This window comes from Streptomyces sp. NBC_00670 (assembly GCF_036226765.1).
In the GTDB taxonomy this organism is placed as follows: domain Bacteria; phylum Actinomycetota; class Actinomycetes; order Streptomycetales; family Streptomycetaceae; genus Streptomyces.
This window is the reverse complement of the sequence record NZ_CP109017.1, coordinates 454,779-472,673: the sequence shown is the minus strand read 5'-3', so window position 1 is coordinate 472,673 and position 17,895 is coordinate 454,779. Positions and strand designations below refer to the sequence as shown.

The 17,895-nt window shown below is 72.6% G+C and carries 14 protein-coding genes; 9 read left to right on the top strand and 5 right to left on the bottom strand.

Annotated elements, in window-relative coordinates:
• The first annotated feature begins 124 nt into the window (after window positions 1–124).
• The 5 genes from OIE12_RS01965 (at window position 125) to OIE12_RS01945 (ending at window position 5,978) form a co-directional block, all read left to right on the top strand.
• Complete coding sequence (locus tag OIE12_RS01965) at window positions 125–973, top strand: hypothetical protein (RefSeq protein ID WP_329131008.1); 849 nt, start codon at window positions 125–127, stop codon at window positions 971–973.
• A 3-nt stretch (window positions 974–976) separates the two neighbouring features.
• Window positions 977–1,432 (top strand): phage holin family protein, encoded by a 456-nt coding sequence (locus OIE12_RS01960; protein WP_329131006.1) that lies wholly within the window; start codon window positions 977–979, stop codon window positions 1,430–1,432.
• Entirely contained in the window at window positions 1,408–2,166 is a 759-nt protein-coding gene (locus tag OIE12_RS01955; RefSeq protein ID WP_329131004.1) for a DUF3618 domain-containing protein, read from the top strand. Before OIE12_RS01960 ends, OIE12_RS01955 begins: the two co-directional genes overlap by 25 nt.
• 308 nt (window positions 2,167–2,474) lie before the next feature.
• Entirely contained in the window at window positions 2,475–4,889 is a 2,415-nt protein-coding gene (locus OIE12_RS01950) for a glycoside hydrolase family 65 protein (RefSeq protein WP_329131002.1), read from the top strand.
• 123 nt (window positions 4,890–5,012) lie between these two features.
• Window positions 5,013–5,978, top strand: a complete 966-nt coding sequence (locus tag OIE12_RS01945; protein ID WP_329130999.1) for a YihY/virulence factor BrkB family protein — start codon at window positions 5,013–5,015, stop codon at window positions 5,976–5,978.
• A 117-nt stretch (window positions 5,979–6,095) separates the two neighbouring features.
• On the opposite strand, the gene OIE12_RS01940 is transcribed toward OIE12_RS01945, so the two are convergent.
• The 4 genes from OIE12_RS01940 to OIE12_RS01925 all read right to left on the bottom strand — a co-directional run bounded on the left by OIE12_RS01940 (window position 6,096) and on the right by OIE12_RS01925 (window position 11,546).
• Entirely contained in the window at window positions 6,096–8,141 is a 2,046-nt protein-coding gene (locus tag OIE12_RS01940; RefSeq protein WP_329130996.1) for a beta-galactosidase, read from the bottom strand.
• A gap of 106 nt (window positions 8,142–8,247) precedes the next feature.
• Window positions 8,248–9,594, bottom strand: coding sequence for an ABC transporter substrate-binding protein (locus OIE12_RS01935; protein ID WP_329130994.1), 1,347 nt, complete (start codon window positions 9,592–9,594; stop codon window positions 8,248–8,250).
• 67 nt (window positions 9,595–9,661) lie between these two features.
• Window positions 9,662–10,612, bottom strand: a complete 951-nt coding sequence (locus OIE12_RS01930) for a carbohydrate ABC transporter permease (RefSeq protein ID WP_329130992.1) — start codon at window positions 10,610–10,612, stop codon at window positions 9,662–9,664.
• A 7-nt stretch (window positions 10,613–10,619) separates the two neighbouring features.
• A complete protein-coding gene (locus tag OIE12_RS01925) occupies window positions 10,620–11,546 on the bottom strand; it encodes a carbohydrate ABC transporter permease (RefSeq protein WP_329130990.1) in 927 nt (308 codons plus the stop codon).
• Window positions 11,547–11,888: 342 nt separating this feature from the next.
• On the opposite strand from OIE12_RS01925, the gene OIE12_RS01920 reads away from it, so the two are divergent.
• Entirely contained in the window at window positions 11,889–12,869 is a 981-nt protein-coding gene (locus OIE12_RS01920; RefSeq protein ID WP_329130987.1) for a LacI family DNA-binding transcriptional regulator, read from the top strand.
• Window positions 12,870–13,043: 174 nt separating this feature from the next.
• Here the strand turns inward: OIE12_RS01920 and OIE12_RS01915 are convergent, their stop codons facing one another.
• A complete protein-coding gene (locus tag OIE12_RS01915; RefSeq protein ID WP_329130985.1) occupies window positions 13,044–14,498 on the bottom strand; it encodes a glyceraldehyde-3-phosphate dehydrogenase in 1,455 nt (484 codons plus the stop codon).
• A 277-nt stretch (window positions 14,499–14,775) separates the two neighbouring features.
• On the opposite strand from OIE12_RS01915, the gene OIE12_RS01910 reads away from it, so the two are divergent.
• The 3 genes from OIE12_RS01910 to pgm all read left to right on the top strand — a co-directional run bounded on the left by OIE12_RS01910 (window position 14,776) and on the right by pgm (window position 17,885).
• Window positions 14,776–15,501 carry an FAD binding domain-containing protein gene (locus OIE12_RS01910; protein ID WP_329130983.1) on the top strand — a complete coding sequence of 242 codons (726 nt, stop codon included), beginning with the start codon at window positions 14,776–14,778 and terminating at the stop codon, window positions 15,499–15,501.
• Window positions 15,502–15,609: 108 nt separating this feature from the next.
• The gene (locus OIE12_RS01905; protein ID WP_329130981.1) at window positions 15,610–16,050 is read left to right on the top strand and encodes a hypothetical protein; all 441 of its coding nucleotides are present in this window, start codon (window positions 15,610–15,612) and stop codon (window positions 16,048–16,050) included.
• A 194-nt stretch (window positions 16,051–16,244) separates the two neighbouring features.
• Window positions 16,245–17,885, top strand: a complete 1,641-nt coding sequence (gene pgm / locus OIE12_RS01900) for a phosphoglucomutase (alpha-D-glucose-1,6-bisphosphate-dependent) (protein WP_329130979.1) — start codon at window positions 16,245–16,247, stop codon at window positions 17,883–17,885.
• Window positions 17,886–17,895: the final 10 nt, after the last annotated feature.

The window sequence follows — 17,895 nt, the reverse complement described above, 5'->3', positions numbered from 1 at the left end:
CCTCCCTTCCGAGGCCGGCTGTTTCCCCCATTCGGGCCCGGGCACCCGGTATCCCTGCAAAAGGGATATTCGTGGCATACCGCTGCGGAACGCTCTCTCGACGCTCTAGCGACCAGGAGGAGCCTTGAGCGACTTCCAGAGCACCAGCCGCCCGGACCGGGGGACACCGGCGGCAGTGGCGAAAACAGCCCAGGACAAGGCGGGCGAGGGCGCCGGACTGGTGGGCGACAAGGCCGCCGAGGTGGCCGGCACGGCCAAGGAGCAGGCGGGGAACGTGGCCGGCGAGGCCACCGCCCAGGCCCGTGACTTCGTGGACGAGCTGCGCGAGCAGCTCCAGGACCAGGCGGACGTCCAGACCCGGCGCCTCGCCGACAACGTGCGCAAGCTCTCCGACGAGCTGCGCGTCATGGGCGACAGCGGTGGGCGCGAGTCCAGTGCCGCCGGTGTCGTACGGCAGATGGCCGACGGCGGTCACAAGGTGGCCGCCCGGCTCGAGGAGCGGGGGCCCGACGGCCTGCTCGGGGACCTGCGCGCCTTCGCGCGGCGCCGCCCCGGCGTCTTCCTCGCCGGGGCCGCGGTGGCCGGGTTCGCCCTGGCCCGGGCGGGCAAGGGCGTCGGCGCCGCCGGGCAGGACGGCCACGCGGCCCTCACCGACGGTGCCGGTCCGGGCGGCCGCCCGGCGGGCGCGGGCGGTACCCCGTACACCGGCTTCGAGGACCCCGCGTACGGCTACGGGGAGGCCCGGCCGTCCTACGGCGGCCCGGGATACGGACGGGGCCCCGGATACGGGGAAGGCGGGGGAGACCGGGAGGGCGTGGGGTACGGGGAGGGCCCGGCGTACGGACAGGGGCCGGGGTACGGGGAGCCCCCGGGATACGCGGAACGGCCGGGATACGGCGAGGGACCGTCCCGTGCGCCGCTGGGGGAGGGTGCCGAGCCGGCGCCGCCCGGGCGGCCGACGCGAGGGGGCTGAGCCATGGCCACCTCCTACTGGGAACCGGGGACGGCGCGGCCCTACGCGCCGCAGGAACCGGTCACGCCCTCGGCCGACGGGGCCGAGCCGTCGCTCGGCGACCTGGTCGGCGAGATCGGCAGCGATCTGTCGCAGCTCGTCCGCGACGAGATCGAACTGGCCAAGGCGGAGATCAAACAGGAGTCGACGAAGGCCGGCAAGGCGTTCGGCCTGCTGGGCGGCGCCGGATACGCGGGGCACCTCGTCCTGCTGATGGGCAGCCTCACGGTCATGTTCGCCCTCGCCAACGTCATGGACCTCGCCTGGGCGGCGCTCATCGTCACCGCCGTGTGGGCGGTGGCCGGCGCCGTGCTGTACACCACCGGCCGGGCCCGGCTGCGGGCCGTCCACGTCAAGCCCGAACAGACCGTGCAGACCCTCAAGGAGGACGCGCAATGGGCACGACACCCGACCAGCTGAGGACCGACGTGGAGTACCGGCGCGCGCATCTGGCCCGCAACGTCGATCTCCTCGCGGACCGGATGGGCCCGCGGCGGATGGCCCGGCGCCGGGCCGCCGCCACCCGGACCAGGATGACGCACATGAAGGAGCGCGTGATGGGCACTTCCCGTGACGCCGCGTCGAGCATGACGGACACCGCGCACCAGGTCGCCGGCGGAGCCGGTCAGGCGGCGGGCAGCGTCGCCGGCGCGGCCCGCTCGACGGCGGGCCAGGTCGCCGACACGACGCGGTCGGCCGCCGGGCAGGTCGCCGGGACGGCGGAACATGCCGCCGGGCAGGTCGGCGAGGCGATCCAGCAGACACCGGAGCAGGTGCGGCGGGGGACGGAGGGCAGTCCGCTGGCGGCGGGTGTCATCGCCTTCGGCGCCGGCATGCTCGCCGCGGCGCTGCTGCCGCCGACCAAGGCGGAGGAGCGGGCGGGACGGCAACTGCGGGAGCACTCCGACCAGTTGCTCGGCCCCGTGAAGCGGGGGGCGGCGCAGGCGGCGCAGGACGTCAAGGAGGAGCTGCGGGAGCCGGCGCAGGAGGCGGTGGACGCGGTGAAGTCGACGGCGCAGGACGCTGCGCGCACGACGAAGGAACAGGCGCGGGCCGCCGGCCAGGACACGGCGCGGGGTCTGAAGGAGGTGGGCGAGGACGCGGCCCACGAGGCCCGCGACAAGGCCACCGGCGGCCCCGGCGAAGCCGGTTGACCGGGGCCTCGCCCCTCGGCCCCTCCCCGCGAAGCCCGGGGAGAGGGACCGAGTGGGGGGGCGGGAGGCGCGGGAGAGCCCGGGGGGTGCGGCAGGTTGGCGGCTGCGGGTGGGACGGGGCCGGCCGCGCAGTTCCCCGCGCCCCTGAGTTGGCCGGGATGGGCCGGGAGTTCGGGGGCACAGCCCCGAGGCATTTCGGGGGTTCCAGGGGGCAGAGCCCCCTTGGGGGTGCCCCTTGAGGATGGGACGGGTAGGGGCGGCGGGGGCGAAAGAGCCGTGGGGCACCCCCCGTGGCGGACAGGAGCGTCATGGACCCTCGGACCCCCCTCGCCGCCGGCACCGCCACCCCCCACACCTGGGAGTACACCGGATACGAGCCCACCGCCGAACGCCTCCGGGAATCCCTGACCACCCTCGGCAACGGCCGCTTCGCCACCCGCGGTGCACTCCCCGAGTGCGACGCGGACGACGTCCACTACCCCGGCACCTACCTCGCCGGCTGCTACGACCGCCTCACCTCCGACGTCGCCGGCCGCCAGGTCGAGAACGAGGACATGGTCAACCTCCCCAACTGGCTCCCCCTCCGCTTCCGCCCCGCCAAAGGCGCCTGGCTCACCCCGGACACCACCCCCGTCCTCGCCCACCACCTCACCCTCCACCTCGACTCCGGCCTGCTGGAACGCCACACCCGCTACGCCCTCGACGAGGGCCGGACAGCCCTCGACGTACGCCAGCACCGCCTCGTCTCCATGGCAGACCCCCAGCTCGCCGCCCTGCGCACCGAGTTCACCGTGGAAGGCGCGGCCACCGAGCTCGACGTCGAGTCGGCCCTCGACGGCGGCGTCACCAACGCGGGCGTCCCCCGCTACCGCGACCTCGACGGCCGCCACCTCACCCACGTCCACACCGGCACCGCCCCCACCGCCCCCGACACCGCATGGCTGCGCTGCCGCACCCGCACCTCCGACATCCGGATCGGCATGGCCGCCCGCGTCATGGCGGCGGACGCCCCCGTCACCGTCCACCACGCCCACCCCCGCGCCCTGCACACCGCACGCCTGCGCCTGGAGCCCGGCCGCACGGCCGTCGTCGACAAGACCGTCGCCCTGCACACCTCCCGCGACCCCGCCATCAGCGACCCGCTGTGCGCCGCCGCCGAACGGGCCGCCGGGGCCCCGGGCTTCCCGGAGCTGCGGGACAACCACCGCGCGGCCTGGGCGCAGTTGTGGCGCAGGGCCCGGCTCGAGGTCCCCGGCGAACCCGGCCACATCCTGCGACTGCACCTCTTCCACGTCCTGCAGACCCTCTCCCCGCACACCGCCGACCTCGACGTCGGCGTCCCCGCGCGCGGGCTGCACGGCGAGGCCTACCGCGGCCACGTCTTCTGGGACGAGCTGTTCGTGCTGCCGTACCTCAACCTGCACTTCCCCGAGGTCTCCCGCGCCCTGCTCACCTACCGCCACCGGCGCCTGGAGCCCGCCCGCACGGCGGCCCGCGCCCTCGGCAGGCGCGGCGCGCTCTACCCCTGGCAGAGCGGCAGCGACGGCCGGGAGGAGACCCAGCGGTTGCACCTCAACCCCCGCTCGGGCCGCTGGCTGCCCGACCACTCCCATCTCCAGCACCACGTCGGATCGGCGATCGCGCACAACGTGTGGCAGTACTGCGAGGCGAGCGGCGACACCGAGTTCCTGCACACCGGCGGCGCCGAGATGCTGCTGGAGATCGCCCGGTTCTGGGCGGACTCCGCCACCTGGGACCCGGCCACGCGCCGGCACCGCATCCTCGGTGTGATGGGCCCCGACGAGTACCACGACGCCTACCCGGACGCCGGCCGCCCCGGCCTCGACGACAACGCCTACACCAACGTCACCGCCGCCTGGGTCCTCACCCGCACCCTGGAACTGCTGCGGTCGCTCCCCGAGCCACGCCGCCGCGAACTCACCGAGAACACCCGTCTCGAGGACGGCGAGCTCCAGCGCTGGGAGGAGGTCTCCCGCACCCTGCGCATCCCCTTCCACGACGGTGTCATCAGCCAGTTCGAGGGCTACGCCGACCTCGCCGAACTCGACTGGGACGGCTACCGCGCCCGCTACGGGGACATCCGCCGCCTTGACCGGATCCTGGAGGCGGAGGGCGACAGCGTCAACCGCTACAAGGCCTCCAAACAGGCCGACGTCCTCATGCTCGGCCACCTCTTCCCGCCGGACGAACTCGTCGCCCTCTTCGCGCGGTTGGGCCACCGCTTCGACGACGATCTCTGGCGCCGCACCGTCGACCACTATCTGGCCCGCACCAGCCACGGCTCCACCCTCAGCGGACTGGTGCACGGCTGGGTCCTGGCCCGCTGCCGCCGCACCGAGGCGTGGACCTACGTCCAGGAGGCGCTGCGCGGCGATGTCGCCGACGTGCAGGGCGGCACCACCGGCGAGGGCATCCACCTCGGCGCCATGGCCGGCACCCTCGACCTCGTCCAGCGCGGCCTGCCCGGCCTGCGGACCCGCGGCGGTGCCCTCCGGCTCGACCCCGTGCCACTCCCGGAGCTCTCCTCCTACGGCTTCACCCTGCGCCACCACGACCACTGGGGCGTACGGCTGCGGCTGGAACACCGGCTCGTGGAGATCGAGGTGCCGCCCTCCGCCGCCGCGCCCCTCGACGTCCACGTCGCCGGCCACGCGCTCCGCGTCCGCCCGGGAGAGGAACGCCGGCTGGCGCTGCCCGACTGAGGGCCCGCCGCACCGTACCCGGATGCGCGACGGAGCCGGTCCCGGGGCACCCGTACGAACGAGGACCATACGAACGCGTACGCACCCGCACGCACCTCCACGGACCGAGGAGAGCCGCCGCCCATGGGAACAGCCGTCCACGTCCCGCAGACCCGGGACATGATCGGGGAGGAACTCTCCGGAGACGAGGCGCTGACCGCACTGCGCCGGTACGGGGGCGTGCGGCTGCTGGTCCACTCCTTCGCCCGCTTCCGCTACGCCGACGGCTTCACGCATGCCCGCGCGCTCGGCTTCCAGGTCGTCCTCGGCATGGTGCCGTTCACGGTCGCCCTGGTCGGGCTCGCCACGTCGGCCCACACCGAGGGGGTGGGCCGTGTCATCGAGCTCACCCTCGGGCGGATCGTGCCGGGCGCCAGCGCGGACCTCGTCGAGGGCGCCTTCGACCGCACCCGGCAGACCGCCCACGGCAGTGTCTGGAGCGTCCTCGCCCTCTGCGCCGGCCTGGGCTTCGCCCTGCTCAACCTCGCCTCCGCGATGGGCCAGGTCGAGCGCGGCGCCAACCGCATCTACGGCATCGAACGCGACCGCCCCTTCCCCCGCAAGTACGCCCGCGCACTGCTCCTCGCCCTGGCGGCGGGCATGCCGATGGTGCTCGGCTTCGTCGTCCTCGTCGCCGGCGAGGCGGTCGGCGACGCGGTCGTGCGGGCGTTCGGGCACGGCGACCACGGGCCGACCTGGTGGCACGTCCTGGAGGTGCCGGTCGGCCTGGTCCTGGCCTGGGTCGCCTCCGCGGTGATCTTCCGCTGGTCGCCGCGCCGCGACCAGCCGGGCTACACGTGGCTCGCGTTCGGCTCCGCGGTGCACCTCGTCCTGTGGGTCGCGGCCACATGGCTGCTCGCCCTGTACGTCGAGAAGAGCAGCGCCTTCGGCGACCTCTACGGCCCCCTCACCGCCTTCGTCGCGCTCCTCCTCTGGGCCAACCTCACCGGCATCGCCCTCTTCCTGGGCATCGCCTTCGCCGCACAACTGGAAGCGGCGAGAGCGGGCATCACGACACCGGTTCGACCCGATCCGGGCCCGGGCGATTAGGGGCGCGGGGAACTGCGCGAAACGGGGCGAAGCCCCGTGCGGGGGTCGAAGGGGCGAAGCCCCTTCAGGAGGGGACGGGTAGGGGTGGCGGGGGCGAGAAACCCCGCCCCGCCACCGTCAGACCACCGCCTGCCGCACAACCGCCACCCCCCGCGGACCGAGCGCGACCGCCCCCTCCCCATCGGCGGAGCCGAGCAGCACCTCGCCCGCGACCCCCGGCACGGACACCGTCCCCTCCGTCCGGTTCACCAGGAACAGGAACCGCCCCCCGTCTCCCCGCCGCACCACCAACTCGACCCGCCCCCGCACACCCTCCGGCAGCTCACTCCCCACCCCCGCCGGCTCCAGCAACCGCGGCAGCAGCCCAGCCAGCCCCTCCACCCCGAGCCGCGTGGACACATACGCCGCCGACCCGCCCCCCGTCACCCGCCGGGTGACCGCCGGCCGCCCCGCCTGCTCACCCGTCCGGTACCGCACCAGCACCTCGGTGCCCGGACCGGTCACATCGATCCGGTCGGTCCACAACGTCCCGGACATGCCGTCGTCCAGTTCCACCACCTCTCCCGCCAGCAACGGCCCGAACTCCTCGACCCGGATGCCGAGCAGCTCCCGCAGCGCGCCCGGGTAACCGCCCAGCCACACATGGTCGTTCTCGTCGACGACACCGGAGAAGTACGTGGTGACCAGGTGACCGCCCTGCTCCGCGTACCGCGTGAGCTCCTTGGCGAGCCCGGCGGGCACGACATGCAGCACGGGCGCGATCAGCACCCCGTACCGGCCGAGGTCGGCACGTGTGGTGACGAGGTCGGCACGGACACCGAGCGCGAGCAGCGCCGAGTACCAGTCCAGCGCCTCCTGGTGGTAGTCGAGCAGCGAGGTGGGGTGCGAGTCCTGCTCGCTGGCCCACCACGAGTCCCAGTCGTAGAGGATGCCGACCCGGGCCGGCTCCCGCTCGCTGCCCGCGACCGGCGCCAACGTCCGCAGCACGGCGCCGAGTTCGGTCACCGACCGGAAGAGGTCGCTGTCCGCCCCGGCGTGCGGCACCATCGCCGAGTGGTACTTCTCCGCACCGGCCGCGGACTGCCGCCACTGGAAGAAGCACACCGCGTCGGCGCCGTGCGCCACGTGCGTGAGCGCGTCCCGTGCCATCTCACCGGGCCGCTTGGCGAGATTCACCGGCTGCCAGTTGACGGCGCTGGTGGAGTGCTCCATGAGGAACCAGGGCCGGCCGCCCGCGATGCCGCTGGTGAGGTTGGCGGCGAAGGACAGCTCGTCGCGGTCCTGCGGCCCGGGCACCACGTAGTGGTCGTTGGAGACGAAGTCGACCTCCTCCGCCCAGTCCGCGTAGTCCATGCCCTTGGTGCCGCCCATCACCATGAAGTTGGTGGTGACGGGGACACCGGGGGTCAGTTCGCGCAGCAGGTCGCGCTCGGCGCGCAGATGGTCCTTGAGCGCGTCGGAGGAGAACCGCTTGAAGTCGAGCTGCTGGGTGGGGTTGGGGTGCGAGGCGGCCAGCCGCGGCGGCAGGATCTGGTCCCAGTCGCTGTAGCGCTGGGACCAGAAGGCCGTGCCCCAGGCGTGGTTGAGGGTGTCAAGGGTGGTGTACCGGGCGCGCAGCCAGTCCCGGAAGGCGCGGGCCGCGTCGTCGGAGTAGTCGTACACGTTGTGGCAGCCCAGCTCGTTGTTGACGTGCCAGGCGACCAGCGCCGGATGGTCCGCGTACCGGGTCGCCAGCTCGCGCACCAGGCGCAGCGCGTGGGTGCGGAAGACGGGGGAGGTGGGGCGCCAGTGCTGGCGCGCCCCCGGCCACAGCGTCTCGCCGTTGGCCGTGACGGGGAGGATCTCGGGGTGCGCGGTGGTCAGCCAGGGCGGCGGGGAGGCGGTGGCGGTGGCCAGGTCGACCCCGATGCCGCCCGCGTGCAGCAGGTCCATGACCTCGTCCAGCCAGCCGAAGTCCCAGGTGTCGGCGGTCGGCTGGAGCCGCGCCCAGGAGAAGATCCCGACGGAGACGACGGTGACACCGGCCTCCCGCATCAGCCGGACGTCCTCCTCCCACACCTCCCGCGGCCACTGCTCGGGGTTGTAGTCGGCGCCGTAGGCGAGACGGGGGGCGGCGGCACCGTCCGGCCCGCTCCGCGCGCGGGACTGGAGGGTGGAGATCATGGCGGTCCTTCCGATGTGCGTGTGCACGGGGACGGCGCGGGATCACCGCACCGCCCCCGTGTGCGTACGGTCGCGGGTGGCTGCGGACTGAGCCGGACGACGGGCCCTACTTCTGGACGGTGAAGCCCTGCTCCTCGCCGTACTTGAGCGAGGCGTCCTGCCAGCTCTTCAGCCCCTCGGTGAGGGTGGTGTCCGAGACGTACGCCTTGCCGACGGTGTCGTTGAAGATCGAGTTGGCGTACACCTGGTAGGGCAGGTACGACCAGTCGTCGGCGACGTCGGCGGCCGACTCGGCGAACACCTTGTTGGCCTGCTGCCCGCCGAAGTACGGGAACTTCGTGTCCTGGAACTCCTTCGAGTTGAGCTGCGCGGTGGTCGCCGGGAACGCCCCGTTGTCCACGCGCGTCTGCACGCCCTTGCCGGCGTTGGCGTACTCGAGGAAGGCGTAGGCGAGCGCGTCGTTGCCGCCGAGCGAGGGCATGGCCAGCGAGCTGCCGCCGTTCTCCGCGCTGGCCTTGGCGCCCGCGGTCCACTGCGGCAGCGGGGCGACGCGCCAGTCACCGGCGGCGTCCTTCACCCCGGAAGCGAGGTTGGCGGGCATCCAGGCGCCGATGGCGAGGGTGGCGATGGTGCCGTCGCCCAGGCCCTTGTACCAGTCGTCGGTCCAGCTGTTGACCGGGGCCACCAGCTTGTCGTCGAGGAGCTGCTGCCAGGTGCCGGTGTACTTCTTGGCGCCCGCGTCGGTGAAGTCGATGCCCACCTTGGTGCCGTCGACCTTGTAGGGCCGCGAACCGGCCTGCCACAGCATGCTGGTGGTGAAGCCGGCGTCACCGGCGTCGTTGGTGATGTACGCCTTGGGGTTGGCCTTGTGCAGCTTCTTGGCGGCGTCGACGTACTCGTCCCAGGTGGTCGGCACCTTCAGCTTGTACTTGTCGAACACCTTCTTGTTGTAGAACAGCGCCATCGGACCGGAGTCCATGGGCAGCCCGTAGATGCCCTCGCCGCCCGCCTTCACCCCGTTCCAGGGGCCCGGGGAGAACGTGTCGGCGAGCTTGTCGGCACCGAAGGACTTCAGATCGGTGAGTTCCTTGGTCAGGGCGTACTGGCCCAGCGCGTAGTACTCGATCTGGGCGACGTCCGGGACGCCCTTCTTCGCCGAGATGGCGTTCTGCAACGCCTTGTACTCCTCGTTGTTGGTGCCCGCGTTGACGAGCTTGACCTTCACCTTGGGGTGGGCCTTCTCGAAGTCGGCCGCCACCTGCTTGAGCGTGGGCTCCCACGCCCACACCGTGAGGGTGCCGCCCTTCTTCAGGGCCGCCTGGATGTCCGCGGCGGAGACCGACTTCTCGCTCGACCCCCCGTCGGAGTCGGAGCCGCCGCAGGCGGTCGCCCCGAGGGCGAGGACGCAGAGGAGACCTATGCCGCGCAGCAGGCGGCCGGGGTGCTTGGGCATGGGTGTGCTTCCACTTCGTGAAGGGACGGGACAACGGGGGGTGGCGCGGGGGTGGGTGAGGGCTGCGCTATTCCTTGACGCTTCCGGCGGCGAGCCCGGACTGCCAGTACTTCTGGAGCAGCAGGAACGCGGCGATCAGCGGCACGATCGTGAGCAGGGAACCGGTGACGACGAGGTGGAACACCGGCTGGCCGCCGGCGGTCTCGGCCTGGGCGTTCCAGCTGTTCAGGCCCAGGGTCAGCGGATACCAGTCCGGGTCCTTGAGCATGACCAGCGGCAGGAAGTAGTTGTTCCAGGTCGCGACCATGGTGAACAGCGAGACGGTGACGATGCCGGGCGCCAGCAGCGGCAGCGCCACCGTGAAGAAGGTGCGCAGCTCGCCGGCGCCGTCGATGCGGGCCGCCTCCATCAGCTCGGTGGGGATCGCCTCGGAGGCGAACACCCACATCAGATACAGGCCGAACGGTGAGATCAGCGAGGGGATGATGACGGCCCACGGGGTGTTGGTGAGCCCCATGTTGCTGAACATCAGGAAGGTGGGCACCGCCAGCGCCGTACCCGGCACCGCGACCGCGCCGATCACCACGGCGAACACCGCCCGCCGGCCCGGGAACTGGAACTTGGCCAGCGCGTAGCCGCCGAGCACGGCGAGCAGGGTGGCACCGCCGGCGCCGAGGACCACGTACAGCAGGGTGTTGAGCAGCCAGCGGGTGAAGACGCCGTCGTCGTACGTGAACGTCTGGCCGATGTTGTCCCACAGCGCGAAGTCGCTGTCGAACCACAGCCCGAACGAATGGGCCAGCCCCTCCTGCGTCTTGGTGGCGCTGATCAGCAGCCAGAGCAGCGGCACCAGGCTGTACAGCAGGACGAGGCCGGTGAGCAGGGTGAGCAGCACACTGCGCCGGGGCCTGCCGGGGGAGTGCGGACGGCGCGGGGCGCGCAGCCGGGGTGCCGAGCGCGCCGTGCGCGAGGAGGTGGCGGGGGAGCGGTCGGGGACGGTGGTGACGGGGCTGGTCATCGCTGCCTCACGCTCCCTTGCGCATGCCGCGCAGCTGGACGACATAGGCGATGACCATGGTGATCAGCCCCATGACGATGGCGACCGTCGCGGAGTAGTTGTGCTGCTGTCCGGAGAAGGAGAGCGAGTACGTGTAGAAGTTCGGGGTGTAGTCGGTGGTGATCGCGTTGCGCGCCAGCGGCTTGAGGATGCTCGGCTCGTTGAAGAGCTGGAAGCTGCCGATGATGGAGAAGATCGTCGCGATGACGAGGGCGCCGCGGATGGCGGGCAGCTTGATGGCGGTGATGACCCGGATCTGCCCGGCGCCGTCGATCTCCGCCGCCTCGTACAGCGAATGCGGGACGACACGCAGTGCCGAGTAGAAGATCAGCATGTTGTAGCCCACGAACTCCCAGGTCACGATGTTGCCCAGGGACGCCAGGATCAGATGCGGGGAGAACGGGTCGGGCAGCTGGACGCCGAACGCGTCGTTGATGTCGCCGACCAGGCCGAAGCGGGTGCCGTACAGGAAGCCCCACATCAGGGTGGCGACGACGGCGGGCACGGCGTACGGCAGGAAGATCGAGATGCGGAAGAAGGCACGGCCGTAGAGCCGTCCGCTGTCCAGCGCCAGGGCCACGAGCAGGGCGATGCCGAGCATGACCGGCACCTGGACGCAGAGGAAGAGCGAGACCCGGCCGAGCGCGGCCCAGAACTGGTCGTCCTGGAGGGCCTGCTGGTAGTTGTCCAGGCCGACGAAGGTGGTGCCGCCGATCAACTGGGTGCGGTAGAGGCTCAGATAGAGCGAGTACGCGATCGGGGCGAGGAAGACCAGGGCGAACACGGCCACGAAGGGGCCGAGGAAGCCCCACCCCGTCCAGGAGCGGCGGTCCCGTCGCACCGGGGGCGGGGCCGGCCGTGGCCCGGTGGCCGCCGGGGGTTGCAGCGTCGTCATGTGTCCGTTCCTCGTTCGTGCGTGCGCCGGGTGGAACCGCCTGACAGCGGATGTTTGCGTAAACATCGACGAGCCGAAAGAACGGTCCCTGCCGGTCCCTGCTGTTATGTTTACGTAAACATCTGATGGCCGAATGTCTACACTGCCCGGTGACGACGGTCAAGGGTCCTCGGGCGGAGCGGAATGCGCGGGAAGGCGGCGGAGGCACGAGTGGACACGGCGGAGGAAACGCCGGAGGAAGTGGCCGTTCCGGCACGCGGTGCGGGAACGGCCGGTGCCGGTACGGGTGTTGACGGCCGCGCCCGTGGGCGGGGGCGCGGCGGGCGTCGGACCACCGCCTCGATGGCGGACGTGGCCCGTCTCGCGGGGGTCTCCTCGCAGACCGTCTCCCGGGTCTCCAACGGCTATGCGGGGGTGAACGAGGAGACCCGCCGGCAGGTGCTCGCCGCCATGAAGGAGCTCGGCTACCGGCCCAACAGCGCGGCCCGCGCGCTCAAGCGCGGTGAGTTCCGCACCATCGGTGTCATCACCTTCACGCTGTCCACCACGGGCAATGTGCGCACCCTGGAGGCGATCGCCCAGTCGGCGGCCCGCGAGGGGTACGCGGTGACGCTGCTGCCGGTCGCGGTGCCCACCCAGGACGAGGTGCGGGGCGCGTTCTCCCGCCTCGAGGAACTCGCGGTGGACGCGGTCATCGTCATCATGGAGGTGCACCTGCTGGACGCGGCGACGATCACCCTGCCGCCGCACGTCCAGGTGGTGGTCGTCGACTCCGACGCCGGCGAGCACTACACGGTCGTCGACACGGACCAGGCGGGCGGCACGCGTGCCGCCGTGCGTCATCTGCTCGACCTCGGGCACGAGACCGTGTGGCATCTCGCCGGGCCCGAGGGGTCGTTCGCCGCGCAGCGCCGTACGGACGCGTGGCGCGCGGAGCTCACCGGGGCGGGCCGTACGGTGCCGGAACCCGTGCGGGGGGACTGGTCGGCGGAGTCGGGCTACCGGGCCGGGCTCGCCCTCGCCGCGCGCCCGGAGTGCACGGCCGTGTTCGCGGCCAACGACCAGATGGCGCTGGGGTTGTTGCGCGCGCTGCACGAGAGCGGACGGCGGGTGCCGGAGGAGGTGAGCGTCATCGGTTTCGACGACATCCCCGAGGCGACGTCGTTCCTCCCCCCGCTCACCACGGTCCACCAGGACTTCGCGGAGGTGGGCCGGCTCTGCGTCCGGGCGGTCCTGCGCAAGATGCGCCAGGACGGGGAGGAACGGGGGACGACGCTGGTACCGACGAGGCTGGTGGTGCGGGGGAGTACGGCGGGGAGGTGACAGGGGGTGGGGGCTCGTGAGCGCGGCCGGCTGCGGGTGCGTCGTGGCTTGTCGCGCAGTTCCCCGCGCCCCTGGGTCGGCCGGGGCCGTCCGGGGTCGAAGGGGCGGAGCCCCTTCAGGGTGGGGCGGGCAGGGGCGGCGGGGGCGAGGAAGAACCGTCCCGCCCCCGCGCACTCACACCGCCGGCGCCGGATACGTCGGGTACTCCACGCCCGAGACGTACTGCACCACCCGCACCACCTGGCACGAGTACCCGAACTCGTTGTCGTACCAGAGGTACAGGATCGCGTTGTCGCCCTCGACCTTGGTCGCCCCCGCGTCCACGATCGAGGCGTGCCGCGACCCCACGAAGTCGCTGGACACCGCGTCCGGCGCCGTCGTGAAGTCGATCTGCCGCTTCAGCGGCGAGGTCAGCGACACCTCGCGCAGATGGTCGAGGACCTCCTCGCGGCTGGTCTCCCGGCCGAGCTGGAGGTTGAGGATCGCGATCGAGACGTCCGGCACCGGCACCCGGATGGAACTCCCGGTGATCCGCGCCTTCAGATCGGGCAGGGCCTTGGCGACCGCCGACGCCGCCCCCGTCTCGGTGAGCACCATGTTCAGCGGCGCCGACCGCCCCCGCCGCTCCGACTTGTGGTAATTGTCCAGCAGATTCTGGTCGTTGGTGAACGAGTGCACCGTCTCCACGTGCCCGCGCTCCACCCCGAACTCGTCGTCCATCGCCTTCAGCGGCGGCACGATCGCGTTGGTCGTACAGGACGCGCAGGACAGGATCCGCTCGTCCGGCTTGATGGTGTCGTGGTTGACGCCGTGCACGATGTTGGGGACGTCGCCCTTGCCCGGCGCGGTGAGCACCACCTTGTCGATGCCGGGCCGCAGATGCTGCGACAGTCCCTCGCGGTCGCGCCACTTGCCGGTGTTGTCGATGAGGAGGGCGTCCTTGATGCCGTACGCCGTGTAGTCCACCGAGGACGGGTCGTCGGCGTGGATGACCTTGATGACGTTGCCGTTGGCGGTGATCGTGCCGTTCGCCTCGTCGACGGTGATCGTGCCCTGGAACTGGCCGTGCACGGAGTCGCGGCGCAGCAGCGAGGCCCGCTTGACGAGGTCCTCGCCCACCCCGCCGCCACCGCCGCGCACGACGATCGCGCGCAGCCGCAGCCCGTTGCCGGAGCCGGCCTTCTCGATGAGCAGCCGCGCGACCAGGCGCCCGATGCGGCCGAAACCGTAGAGCACCACGTCGCGCGGCTCACGGCGCTCGATCCTGTTGCCGCCGGTGGCCCCGGCGACGGCCTCGGCGGTGAACTCCGCCACCGACAGGCCGCGGTCGTCCTCCTTGTACGTCGCCGCGAGCATGCCGAGGTCGATCTGGGACGGGCCGAGGTCGAGCGTGGTCAGCGCCTGGAGGAAGGGCAGCGTCTCGGTGACCGACAGCTCCGCGCCGGCGATCTGCCGGGCGAACCGGTGGGTCTTGAGGATGCTGACCACCGACTTGTTCACCAGGGAGCGGCTGTGGAGCAGGACGGTGACGTCCCGCTCCCGGTGCAGCTTCCCGATCATCGGGATCATCGACTCCGCGATCTCCTCGCGGTGCTTCCAGTGGGTGAACGAACCGTCGTTGTCAGTCACAGAACTATCTCTCGATCGAGCTAGCAGGCGCTCATATGCTAACCACACTGTTCGTTTGATCGATCAAGGGGGGCGCATCCGCCCGGGCCCGGCCCCGGCGCGACCCGCCCGGAACCGGCTCGGCCGGACGTGCGCAGCGCATGAGGGGCGCACGGATTCAGACAGTGAGACCTGGACGCGCCCCCGCGGGCGTCGGGAGAATGCGCGGTGTCGGCGATCACGTGGCCGGGGTGCCGGCGGTCCGCCCACCCCCTCGCAGGAAAGCAGGTCGGCTGCCGTGCTGTTGTCTCTGCCCACCACCGTGTCCGGAATACAGCAGGCCCTCGCCGAGGGGGCGGTGCCGGTCGGCGGCGCGACCCTCGTCTGGGCCACCTGGCAGCGGGACGGCTTCCCCGAGCGCGCCGTGTCGCTGCGCAAGCTGCCGGAGGCCAACGTGGTCGGGCGCGAGGAGCTCGGCGCGGCCGTTCTGCTGCACCAGGTCGACGACCGGGTGCCCGAGGTGCTGCGCCGGGCGGCCGGCTCGGTGGGGACCGGCGCCGTGCGGCGGACCGCCACGGTCGGCGGCAACATCGTGGGCAGCACCCTGCGCTGTCTGCTGCCCGCCGCACTCGTCCTGGACGCCCGGGCGCGGGTGCTGGCGACCGACCGGCCCTACGAGACCGACCTCGCCGAACTCGTCGCCAAGCGGCCCCTGTTGCTCGGCCTGCACTGGCGCGCCCCGCTCACCAGCGGCTACCGCAAACTGCCGGGCGACGCGGGCGGACCGCCGCCCTTCGTGGTCGCCGCCGCCGTGCACGCGGACGGCGAGGACGGCGGTCGCCTCCTCCGCGTCGCCGTCCGTGACGGCTACGACGTGATCAGCGAGTCCGCCGACTGCGGCGCGGGCACGGAAGCCGTACTCGACACCCTGCGGGACACGCCCCTCGGCGCCCTCCCCGCCACGGCCCGGGAAGCGGTACGCGCACAGGTCACCGAGACCCTCGCCGGTCCGGGCCTCGGCTGAGGCGGTGCGGGGAAGCCGAACCGGCGCGCCCCGCCCGTTCCTCCCGCGCAGCGAACCCCCCGTCACCCGGGGCTGTTTGACGTGCGGGTGAGCGGCAAGGCGGAGTTCATGACTGCATCGAACTCCAAACCCAACAACACCACGCAGGCGAAGTCCGGGGCGGCCGCGGCCACCCGTGCCAAGGCCCGGGGGACCGCCGACAAGGCGACCGCCCCCGCCTCCGGGGCCGCGAAGGCCGCCGCGGGCAAGGCGTCCGACGCCGCGTCGGCCGCTCGGGCCGGGACCGAGCGCGCGGCCGGCGCGGCCGCGCAGGCCGCCCAGACGGCGGCCAAGGGCGTCGAGGCGGGCCGGCAGGCGGTCGTCGCCACGACCGGGCAGGTCGCGGCCACCGCGCGGACGGCCTGGACGGTCATCGCCCAGCGCAAGGCCGTCGCCGCCGGCGTCGGCGCCGGGCTGACCGCGCTCACCGCCGCCTCGTACGCGGTGGGCCGCCGCTCGGCACGCCACACCCACGGCCCCCTGACCCGGCTCACCGGCGGCCGCTTCTGAGGGGCCGCCCCCGGGGCGTGCCCGGCGCTTCGCGCTCTGCCCCGGTCCCTCCGTCCGGCCGCCGGCGGGCCCTGCCCGCCGGCGCCCGGCCCCACCCGCGCCACGGCCGGCGTCCGCCCCGTACGTGCACATCACCCCGGCGGGGGAAGATGAGAGCGCGAGCGAACGCACGACCGATGCGGAGGAGTGGGCGCATGCTGCACGAACGAGCCGGCAAGCCGGCCGAGCCCGAGGACCTGATCGACGTCGCCCGGCTGGTGACCGCGTACTACGCGCTGCACCCCGACCCGGCCGAGCCCGGGCAGCGCGTCGCCTTCGGTACGTCCGGACACCGGGGATCGTCCCTGGCGACGGCGTTCAACGAGGACCACATCGCCGCCACCAGCCAGGCCATCTGCGAGTACCGCGCCGACCGGGGCACCGACGGCCCGCTCTTCCTCGGTGCCGACACCCACGCCCTGTCCGAGCCCGCCCGGGTCACCGCGCTGGAGGTGTTCGCCGCCAACGACGTCACCGTCCTCATCGACAGCGCCGACGGCTACACCCCCACCCCGGCCGTCTCGCACGCCATCCTCACGTACAACCGGGGCCGCACCTCCCACCTCGCCGACGGCGTGGTCGTCACCCCCAGCCACAATCCGCCCGCCGACGGCGGCTTCAAGTACAACCCGCCCAGCGGCGGCCCGGCCGGCTCGGACGCCACCTCCTGGATCCAGGACCGCGCCAACGAGATCATCGCCGCCGGCCTCAAGGACGTACGCCGGCTTCCCTACGCCCGCGCGCTTGCCGCCCCCGGCACCGGCCGTCACGACTTCCTCGGTGCCTACGTCGCCGACCTGCCGAGCGTCCTCGACCTCGACGCGATCCGCTCGGCCGGGGTCCGCATCGGCGCCGACCCGCTGGGCGGGGCCTCCGTCGCGTACTGGGGCCGTATCGCCGAGGAGCACCGGATCGACCTCACCGTGGTCAATCCGCTGGCCGACCCCACCTGGCGGTTCATGACGCTGGACTGGGACGGCAAGATCCGCATGGACTGCTCCTCGCCGCACGCCATGGCCTCCCTCATCGCCCAGCGAGACCGGTTCCGCATCGCCACCGGCAACGACGCCGACGCCGACCGGCACGGCATCGTCACCCCGGACGCCGGGCTGATGAACCCCAACCACTACCTCGCCACCGCGATCTCCTACCTCTACGCCCACCGCCCCGACTGGCCCGCCCACGCGGGCGTGGGCAAGACGCTGGTGTCCTCCAGCATGATCGACCGGGTCGCCGCCGACCTCGGCCGCCGGCTCGTCGAGGTGCCCGTCGGGTTCAAGTGGTTCGTCGACGGGCTGGCCGACGGCTCGCTCGGCTTCGGCGGCGAGGAGTCCGCCGGGGCCTCGTTCCTGCGCCGGGACGGTTCGGTGTGGACCACCGACAAGGACGGCATCCTGCTGGCGCTGCTCGCCTCCGAGATCACCGCGGTCACCGACCGCACGCCCTCCGAGCACTACGCCGCGCTCACCGCGCGCTTCGGCGAGCCCGCCTACGCCCGCATCGACGCGCCCGCCACCCGCGAGCAGAAGGCGCGGCTCGGCAAGCTGTCCCCGGCGCAGCTCGGCGCCGACACGCTCGCCGGGGAGCCGGTCACCGACGTCCTCACCGAGGCCCCGGGCAACGGCGCCGCGCTCGGCGGCATCAAGGTCGTCACCGAGAACGCCTGGTTCGCGGCGCGCCCCTCGGGCACGGAGGACGTCTACAAGGTCTACGCGGAGTCCTTCCGCGGCCCCGACCACCTGCGGCAGGTCCAGGAAGAGGCCCAGTCGGTGGTCAATCAGGCACTGGACGACTGACACGCAGGCG